The 9,302-nt window shown below is 47.2% G+C and carries 7 protein-coding genes; all 7 read right to left on the reverse strand.

From position 1 onward, the window contains the following. Nucleotides 1-1,999 (reverse strand): ImcF-related family protein (locus tag QMZ65_RS25005; RefSeq protein WP_283216929.1); only part of this gene is annotated, 1,999 nt, incomplete at its 3' end. A 404-nt stretch (nucleotides 2,000-2,403) separates the two neighbouring features. Next, nucleotides 2,404-3,522: a KPHS_23130 family T6SS system protein gene (locus QMZ65_RS25010; protein WP_283216930.1), complete on the reverse strand. Its 1,119-nt coding sequence runs from the start codon at nucleotides 3,520-3,522 to the stop codon at nucleotides 2,404-2,406. A gap of 5 nt (nucleotides 3,523-3,527) precedes the next feature. Continuing rightward, a complete protein-coding gene (locus tag QMZ65_RS25015) occupies nucleotides 3,528-3,782 on the reverse strand; it encodes a PAAR domain-containing protein (RefSeq protein WP_072226632.1) in 255 nt (84 codons plus the stop codon). A 344-nt stretch (nucleotides 3,783-4,126) separates the two neighbouring features. Then, complete coding sequence (gene yiaA / locus QMZ65_RS25020) at nucleotides 4,127-4,567, reverse strand: inner membrane protein YiaA (protein ID WP_283216931.1); 441 nt, start codon at nucleotides 4,565-4,567, stop codon at nucleotides 4,127-4,129. Between the two features lie 258 nt (nucleotides 4,568-4,825). Further along, nucleotides 4,826-5,920 carry a Tli4 family immunity protein gene (locus QMZ65_RS25025; protein WP_283216932.1) on the reverse strand — a complete coding sequence of 365 codons (1,095 nt, stop codon included), beginning with the start codon at nucleotides 5,918-5,920 and terminating at the stop codon, nucleotides 4,826-4,828. Beyond that, nucleotides 5,917-7,521, reverse strand: a complete 1,605-nt coding sequence (locus tag QMZ65_RS25030; RefSeq protein WP_283216933.1) for an esterase/lipase family protein — start codon at nucleotides 7,519-7,521, stop codon at nucleotides 5,917-5,919. The genes QMZ65_RS25025 and QMZ65_RS25030 overlap by 4 nt, the downstream gene beginning before the upstream one ends. 2 nt (nucleotides 7,522-7,523) lie before the next feature. Next, on the reverse strand, nucleotides 7,524-9,302 hold a 1,779-nt coding region (locus tag QMZ65_RS25035), incomplete at its 5' end, for a DUF2345 domain-containing protein (RefSeq protein WP_283216934.1).

Raw genomic sequence — 9,302 nt, forward strand, 5'->3', positions numbered from 1 at the left:
TACGCAGGCTCATACTGCTGCTGCCCTGATTGTCAGTCAGCGCCAGCAGCGGGCCGAAAGTCGCATCGAGTGGGCCGCTCGGGCCGCTGTTCTGGTCAATGGCAGGGCGCTTTTCCCGACTGAGCAGGTTCTGCGCAGACTTCACCAGCGAGTCAGCAATAGCATCCCCACTCTGCCCGGTCCGTCCCTGCACGTTGAGCGTATTCATTAGCGCCACCAGCGGTGACTGCCTGACGTCTGCCATCAGCGTCAGCTGGTCGATCGCGTCTGAAAGCGTCGGTGCAGGCTGCAGGCGCAGGCTGTTGAGGAAGTTCAGCCAGGCTGCGCTGTAGTCGGCAAAGTATCGGCTGGTGAGGCGCGCCTCCAGCGCTTCGGGTGAGGAAGCATCACCAGCGGGGGGCGGCGCATCACTGAGTACCCAGTCCATCTCCTCACGCCGCTCCCGCGCCACCTTTTCAATCGCGGGTTTAACGCCATCTTCCCAGGCCTGACGGGTGAACATGCCGGGCACCACTTCATCGGTGGTAAACAGGCGACCCGCATCCGTATCGCCGGTCATATCGCCCAGTCGCATATCGGCGTACTGATGCGTCACCTGCGCCAGCACCCGCTGGTACTGGCGGGTTTCGCTGTTGGTCACCCCCACCTGGCGAACCAGCAGGGCGCGCACCTGCCTGACCAGCTCCGGGTCTGCTTTCAGCGCCCATTCAGGGTGAGCATTGAAATTCTCTGCATAGAAAGCCAGCAGCGGACTCCCGGCACCCTGCCAGTATGCCTGGTCCAGACTCTGCCGCTGCGTCCAGTTTTGCATCAGTGCCTGGCTGAACCAACTGGGGTCCATACGTTCAGGACGCGTCAGCATCAGATACAACCTGAGCTGCGTGTAGGCCTGCTTTGACTGCGTTTCCCGCAATGGGCTGTCAGGTGGGAGTGCGGCATAGGCTTTCAGCGCGTCAGTAAGCTGCAAGGCTGCGGCGTCGCGTAGCAGGGGCAGCGCCGCCTGACGGTAATGAGGCCACAGGGCAGACAGCAGTTCTTCGTTCTGATTCAGTCCGAGGCGGCTGTACCAGGGCGTACCATGCTCCTGGCGATACTGTAATTGCCCGATCGTATCCTGAAGCACGCCCATCGCAGCAAGCCGTTGTTTTAAAGACTGACTGCTGTCAGAAGCGTTTTCAGTCACCTGTACGGCATCACCGATAATGCTGCGATTGGCGGCGAAAGAGACCAGCATTCCTGCTCCCCACAGTACCACCAGCACACAGGCGGCTGCGGCGAGAATGCGATTCCACTGCATGCCATAGCGAGACGGGCGAAGATGAGCAGGGAGTTCATTTGAAGACGCAGGCAGCGCATCCCAGCGGTTATCGCGTATCCAATGGTGTGGCACCGTAAGTGCCGTACCTTCCGATTGCGGGCTGAACACCATCCCCGCCAGCGGCAGAGAGCGATGAACACTCTGCAGCGGAGAAAGCAGCGTAGTTATCGATTCAGGCACACGCGCCAGCTGGTCCGCGAGGCTCAGCAAAAAGTGATTCTGCGGCGAGCCCGCCACCTGCTGGGTCCCCTGCGCGATGAGATCCGCCGCCAGTGCCGCGAGCAATGCATCGTGATTATTGGTTGTGGAAGTCTGGAACCCAACGGCCTGAGTTATACGGCCAGATTGCTTTCCAGCCCGTGTATGCAATGACCAGACGAACAGCGGCAGTCGCCAGCCGAGCATATTGCAGCGAGCCGATAAGGCATGTGCGGTGGCATCAATCGCGGCACTGGAAGGTTGCGCAGTAGTGGGCAACCCGCCAATGTCGTTAAGCTGGTCAGCAGCAGAAGTCACCCAAATTATCGCGTCTGCAGGACGGCGACGCAGACGCTTTAAAGCAATCAGCCAGTTTTCATCAGTTTGAGAGGCGGGATCGCCGCCCCACAACAACAGCGTACCACTGTCCTCTTGCCAGAGTTGATTGGTCAGGCCAGGTGCCAAGCGTTCAACGTCTGACACGCTGCCCGTGATGAGAAGGATGTGAACTTTGAAATTCCAAAGACGGCCGTGTTGTTGGCGGAGAGCATAATGGAGATGCTGAAGAATAATCCGGTGATTTTCAGTTGAAGTGGTTTTTTTCTTATCTAATTGCTTGTCGTGCCCAATTATTTTTTGAGGTAAATATTGCTCTTGCTTTTCGCCAATTGACTTTCTCTGAGAAAAATGAAGAGTAAAGATAGCTATTATTAAAGCTATTACACACATCCCCCAGATTAACCAAACATATTCAACATTTACGCCTAAGATATCCATACCACTTCTGAAAGTAGTGATCAGGAATGCACTTACGCATGCAAGCGCCACGACTAATATTGAATATCCTGTTACACTAAAACGCCGAATGACCGGCGAAGCTGTTGATGTCATAAAAACAACTTCCTTGTAATCAGACAAAATGAATAGGCTTTATCCTTACCACCTGATATTAATAATTGAGTTTCTCCCGTTCTAATTGCAGCATCAACTAATAATGAAATAGAAACAGGAAAGGATAGTGGTCCTGGCGGGCCAAATGAATGATTAACAACCAAAAATGGATATCGAGAAGGAAGTGCCCATTTTTTTTCTTCAGCATAGCGTACGATTGTAATCTTATCAGCCTCCTCAACTCCCGAAAGCCATACATGCTTCATTTCTGAAGCCTCCAACTTGTTATACTCTGTGAGAATATCAAGTGATTTCGTCAGAGAGTTTGAATGCAAAAATCTCCCTACACCTGCTTTGACAAGAAATGAATCACTCTTGATCATTTCTGATGAACATATAAGACTTGCGTTAATGAATTCACTATATCCACATTCAACAGAGTTAGGCCAATCCTGTAAGGTAATAATCAGTGCCATTTCTTTAATCGAACAGAATTCAGAACCTGAAAAGTATTGGTCAGTCACAGACACAATATTAGGGACAATATCCCATTGTTTAAATACAGCCTCAGAAATGTGAGATGCATCATGCTTTTCTGTTTTGAGTAAAATGATGTCATAAAGACTATTTCGATAACCAGGGCATTGTCTTTCCAGATTTTCATCTAAAAAAATAAACTTAGAGCTTAAATTTAAAAAATCGTGGTGTAGATGTCTGCATTTAACCGGATATGCTGGAATATTAGAAGGATCTCCAATTAAAGCTTCGCTTCCATTTTCTTCAGGACACAAGATTATATTTGCTATAATCGGCCTTTGCCACATAGCCCAACGCTGCCAATGAGATTTGGTAAGTTGAGTCTGAATACCCCATAATATAGCTGCATTGGAAGATTGATCATAGCGAAACCAAATAATTCCCACGAGACATAGCCATATCAACCCTGAAGGTAGCAAACCATTGATTATTATATCTCTGTAATCATGAACTTTCAGCAGAAAAATTGAAGTTAATGCACCTAAGCAAATCAAAAGAATAAAAACAATCGTCAAGAATTTAATGGATGGTTTCTTTAAGCTTTTCTTATGTGGGATGTCTGGAATCGGCCAATTCATTTTATTTAATCTACCATCTCATTTCGAAAGCTGATAACTTTGCAACCACATTCACATACGCAGTCGTGAACAACCACCTGAACGCCATTATCAAACACTGTAGGATCGCCTTGCTGAATGTGGTTAGAACCATGCAGTGGGCATGAAACGCTATCTCCTACTAATGCCACTTGTACACCTTCGACATACATGGTTGATGTGGCTGATATAACCTTACCGCCGTGTGTTGTTGCATCGCCTAAGCAAGTCAGTGCTGGCATATACTTTTCCTCCTATTTTAAATGGTGAGATAAAGCATTAACGGAAATGAATAAACCATGAAATATAAAAATGAATAGTTTAAAATAATAAATAACAGAAAAATATACTTTGTTGCATGATTACGACTAAGGGTTGACTAGTTTAAACTTATTTATTCACTATATCGATAGTATACAAAAACGTGATCGCATAAAAGTTGAACCACGGCATTCCTGTCAATCATAATTGCATACTCTATTAAATGTGCATACTCTCAACAAAAGGTGTAATGGCCAAATAAAAATAAATATGAAAAATCTTTAATTGTATAATTCGAATCGGGCGCATCACCGCCCGACAGCCATTACTCAAAAGTATTCTCAATGTTATTATTAACCGGTATCCCTTTTTCTGTGAATTGGTTATCACGGGTATTCTTCTGCACGGCTACTGCACCAAATAGCGCCATGAAGAATGACACACCGTAAAACCCTTTTTCGCTAGGCATCAGTGTTGCATTCACCAATCCGATAACCAGCAGCGCAACTGAAAGACCAAATGCCAGTAGGCACACTCCGTAGTAAAGGCGAGTTGTGGGGATATTTTCCTGGCGATCGCGAACCGTTTTTTGCAATGAAACCGCAGCAAACAGCGCAAGAATCAGCACAGAAAAATAGTAGCCTTTTTCATTTAGCTCCATCCCTGCCTGCCACAAACCGGCCAAATAAACCACACTGCCGCCGATCATGGCAATCCAGGAAATAGCGATAAATGCGGGTGAAACAGGGATATTCTGCGTTTTCATAGGATTTCCTTTAATTCATTGAAAATAAGTTAAAATGTTAAAAAGACCTGCCGCCGGAATTAAATTCAGACCAATGCACCAGGGCATTGCGCCCTGTGCGCATTTTTCAAACAGCCGTTGACTAAAAACAGTAAGAATATTCGGATTGAATAGGTGGTTGACATTGCATGGGAGAATGCCTGGCAATAGACAGGCAGCACTCAGTACATAAAACAACTTATATGTCATGCGGTTGTACTAATGATTAGGTAAAGCAGGCTATTTTGCTATCGCATTAGGGCGGATACGGATAGTATCGGTAATCTGCTGCCAGATACTTACAGCTTCGGCCTCTGTAAGACGTCCCTCGCCCTCAAGGCCCTGCTGCAGGAACGTCAGAGATAACATTGGATGCTTGGGCGATACCGTTTTTTCATTGATATTAATGACAAATCGCAGGGCTTTTTCACCGTAGGTGTCACTAAGCAATCCCTTTGCCAGCCACTGTTCTGCATACAATCCATTGATGTTACGGGGTCCACTGGAGATGGTATTACCTTCGGCTTGCTTGATGTTGCGCTCCATCATAGCGCCTCTCTCCAGCAGGGAATCGTCAGAGTCACTGTAGTTATCGCTATCAAAATAAAATGTAACTTCAGGGTATTTTTGAGAGATGTAGTTAGCACTAATCTCCTCATTTGGCTGAGTTATTCCATCCTTTATAAACAATTCTGGCAGACAGAATCCAGGTTCATTTGGTATTTCATTCTCCTGCTTACCGGACATACGCCTTAGCAAATCAGTTAGCTCAACCAGTTTTTTCGGAACATTGTTATCATAGATCTCAGGGGTATCCTTACGATCTTTATCATAGCGACGCGATAATCCATTTCTGGCTTCTATAGTTATTTCAACTGCTACACCGTTAGTGTAAATGTGAGCCTCAAGCACTCGTGATGAATCGGGCACTTGGAAATATTCATTCCGCTCAAATATCACCCCCTGCATGTCGTCAGATAAGAAATAAACTCTCTTTAGATACGGCATATCCAGTGGATTTAAAGTTTTCGTTGCTGATAGCTCAGCCTCTCTTAACCGAATTTTCTGTTCAAAAGCCGGTCGATAAATTCTTTGATACTTCACCGATGATGTATCAACAAACGCCATGACATCGTCAGACGTAATAGTAAATGTTTCCGGCAGGTCAACCAAATAGCGTCCGACACAACGGGTAGTTCTTTCCTTTAAAAAATGTGTCACGTGTTCACGTTCCTCTGAGGTCAAATTTACTCTGACTGGCAACCTGCTGTATCCATACCATCCAGCAATACCAGCACAAAACAAAATCAAAGCAATGGTCTTTTTAACTTTCACTCAAACCTCAGCGTGTTTTTTATCTGCTGAACAATTTTCACTAAGGCCCTTAGAGTAAACTGCTGTGCCTTCAAGTCCTGGAAAGCAGGTTCATGTTCGACAGAAACCTGAAATCGTGCCTTTAGAGAGTTCTCCGCAATACGCCCAGATCGCACAGGAACCGTGCCATCCCCTGCTTCTTCTGCAGGCAATAATTCGTAAGTTTGATAAACTCCTGTTGCCCATCCGCTACCGGACAGTGGAGAGGAAACACTTCGCTTGGCTGACATTTCTGTTTTGTCCAAAGCACGGCCTGCCAGCCCGTCACGCTGACGGTTTCGATTCAGCCACGCTTCTGCACGAGGGGTATTTGCACGCCAGCAGACGTCACCGTAGGCCCGATATGCCTCGTCTCCACTGTAGAAAGCCCAACTTTGAGGATGGTATTTTCCTGAGAGGCCTTCAATAAAAGGCTTAACTTCATCTTTTAATATTATGGCGAATTTTTTCCAGTCCTTGTCCAAATCGACTGAGTTTAGGCTTGTTCCAGGATTAATAAACTGCTCCTCACATAGTCCCCACCACTGGTCCTGTTTAAGATAAATTTCGCTATAGGGACATTCGTTTGGAAGTGCATATATTGTTTTGTCGTCTATTATCTTTAACCAGCCTAGGCCATATTCTCTCCCCGGCAACAATTGCAGAGGTCCGGGAGCCTGAGAGAGTACAGCGGTCATGGTTTCAGCATCTGAGCCCAATACTTTTGCAGCTCCCCAGCCTTTAACGTTACCTGCAGCGTTCTCTGTACCAGCCTTCATTCTTCGATAAGTGGCTGCGGCTCCCAATGCTGGCATCACGCCATGTATCACGCCAAGTACCTTATTTTCTCCACCGAGGATTTGTGTGTAGTGCCGGGCAACAAGGCCCCCCATAGAGTAGGTAATCAAAATCACCTTCTCGCACTGCCGTCCTTTTAGCCGATAGAACTGGATTTTTTCATCAATGTATTTGTTCAACGCATCAGCTGAAACGGCGTTAGACTGAAGCCAGTTATACCCCATAGCAAAGACAGGGAAGAGGTAACCGAAAGTCAAATCTACCTCTTCCTTACTAACTGATGTATCACCCACCTCTAGTTCAAGCGCGGTTTTCAGCAGGTTAGTGCGCTCATTAGAATGTCCATTTTCAAAGTCATTGAGAGTGTTTTGCAACCAGTCAAGAAAAGTACCATAACTTTCATAACCTACTGTTCCCCACCCACGTTCCCTGCGAGTTTTAAGTAAAAAGGGTTCTTTTTTATCATCTATTTTTCCACCATCATCTACAGTTGTCTTTTTGGGATCCAACTTTTTTCTTCGCGTTTTCCCATTTTCACCAAACCAGTACAAAACAAGCTCATCTTTACTATCTAGCCGCCAAATACTTTTTCCTTTCTTATCGTTCATTCTCAAATTGCTACCCATTACTCCCGGTATAAAAATGACTGGAATAACCCGGTCTGGATACACGACACATTGCTGAACAATGTTTTTTTCTTTAGGCGTGCTAAATAACTGATAACAAGCATTACCATCCTCATCAAATGTCGGCTCAATTTTTGGTGTCGTTTTTTCCTCAGACATGACTAACGCTCCTTGTTCAAGTTTAAATTGATGCTGGCAATGTCAGGAAAGCTTTGAGGGGCTATTTTCCCTGCAGCATCTGAAGTCGCCAATGTCTTCCCAAGATCACTAATCACATTCCCCTGATGACTTTTTACCGCTTCTTTGGTTCCTGCCCGGATGAGTTGCGTGTTGAGTTCATAATTACCCTGTTGCCAGGTATTAAACATTTCGCTTGCGCTTTGACCACCGAATTTTTGCCATACCGCTGCGCGCTGAATAATTTTATCCGGGGCACCGCTCTCTACTTCACCGTCTCCTATTCTCAGATAAGCACCACCGCTACCTATCAGCAAAATATCCTGTTTTGCACGTATGATAACTTTACCTTCGCTACTACTTATGCGTACATCCTGGAATGCGTCCAGCAACATCTCATCACTCTGAGACTGAATTTCGACTTTCCCCTTAGCTGCTAGTAACTTCAGTCCCAGCTTTTGTGCAAACAGGCTGATTCTTTCGCCCGCTGCCACCGTAAAAGCTTTCATTACGCTGAAGTCAGTGTTTTTACCGCTGGTTGCAATGAGGTTTTCACCTGCTGACAGTTGCAGACTTTTACTCGTGGCCTGCGCGATGCCACCAGGCGCTGAGAGTAGTAACGCAGACTGCCTAAGCTCGGTGATGGCATCACTCAAAAGCGACTTCTGGGTTTGTAAATCCGCCAATTCGGCTTTTGCCATCTCTGCTGCACTTCGCAAGGACTCAGTTAATTGCTGCGCCTTTTGAAGTTCGCTAAGAGCATCTTGCATCGACAACATCTTCCCATGTGCCTGAGGCTGAATATCCGCAGTGATAAACACGCCTTTGCCACCACGGATAGCGATATGATTATCAGTCCGTAGCTCTGCTCCTTCGCCACGAAGCTCACGCCGCGCATCGACATTGTGCCCCAAATTAAGCTGCGTCTTACCCCCATACTCCGTGCTGAGTTTGATATGTTCCTCACCACGCTTATCCTCCATCCGCAGTTTGTTCAGGCCCGCGGTGCGTATAACGTTGCGAGTACTGTTTTTTTCGGTAACGTGATCCACATGCCGTGAATCATGCAGCGCATGAGCAATATACGGCTGATCCGGGTCTCCCTCACGAAACGCTATTGCCACCTCCGTCCCCTGTATCAGCGGGAAGTGGAAGCCGTACATATCTCCACCGTAAGGTTTCGCGAGGCGAACTGGCATGCTTTCGAGGCCGCGCTCTCTACCCTCCTCGTCCGCATCAAACACCACACGGTATAATCCGGATGCATCCTGCCAGGCATAGATGTCGTTGTCTTTCGCACTGGTTACACGGGCCGTCATGGTGCCGCTGACTTTAGGACGAGCAGGCAGTGCGGGGCGCCAGCAAAGCGTCTCATTGTAAGGCACGGCATTCAGCGTGGCCTGGAAGGCTGAACGTCGGCTCGCACTGACATTGATTTGGGTGATTAAAACGGGACTCTGCAGCTGTGCAGGCAGCGTGGGTATGCCTGTTTCGGTAACAGATAAAACATCTCCGGGGCTGATAAAAGCATCGTTGCAAATACCGGATATCAGCGTCTGCCGGGCAAGAAAACGTTCATGATCGAGACGGGCATAAAAGTTTGCGGTCTCGGTTTCTGGTGCAAACTTATCGCCGCTGTAGGGATGGCGGGGACGATAGTGATAAACCTGCCCGTAAGAGATGTTGTCACCATCACCCCGCGTCATATCGGCCTTCACCGACCGCAGCATGCGCTGTGCCTCACGGTGGTTGTAATCCTTTGC

The sequence above is a fragment of the Pantoea sp. EABMAA-21 genome (assembly GCF_030053335.1).
Lineage (GTDB): Bacteria > Pseudomonadota > Gammaproteobacteria > Enterobacterales > Enterobacteriaceae > Pantoea > Pantoea communis.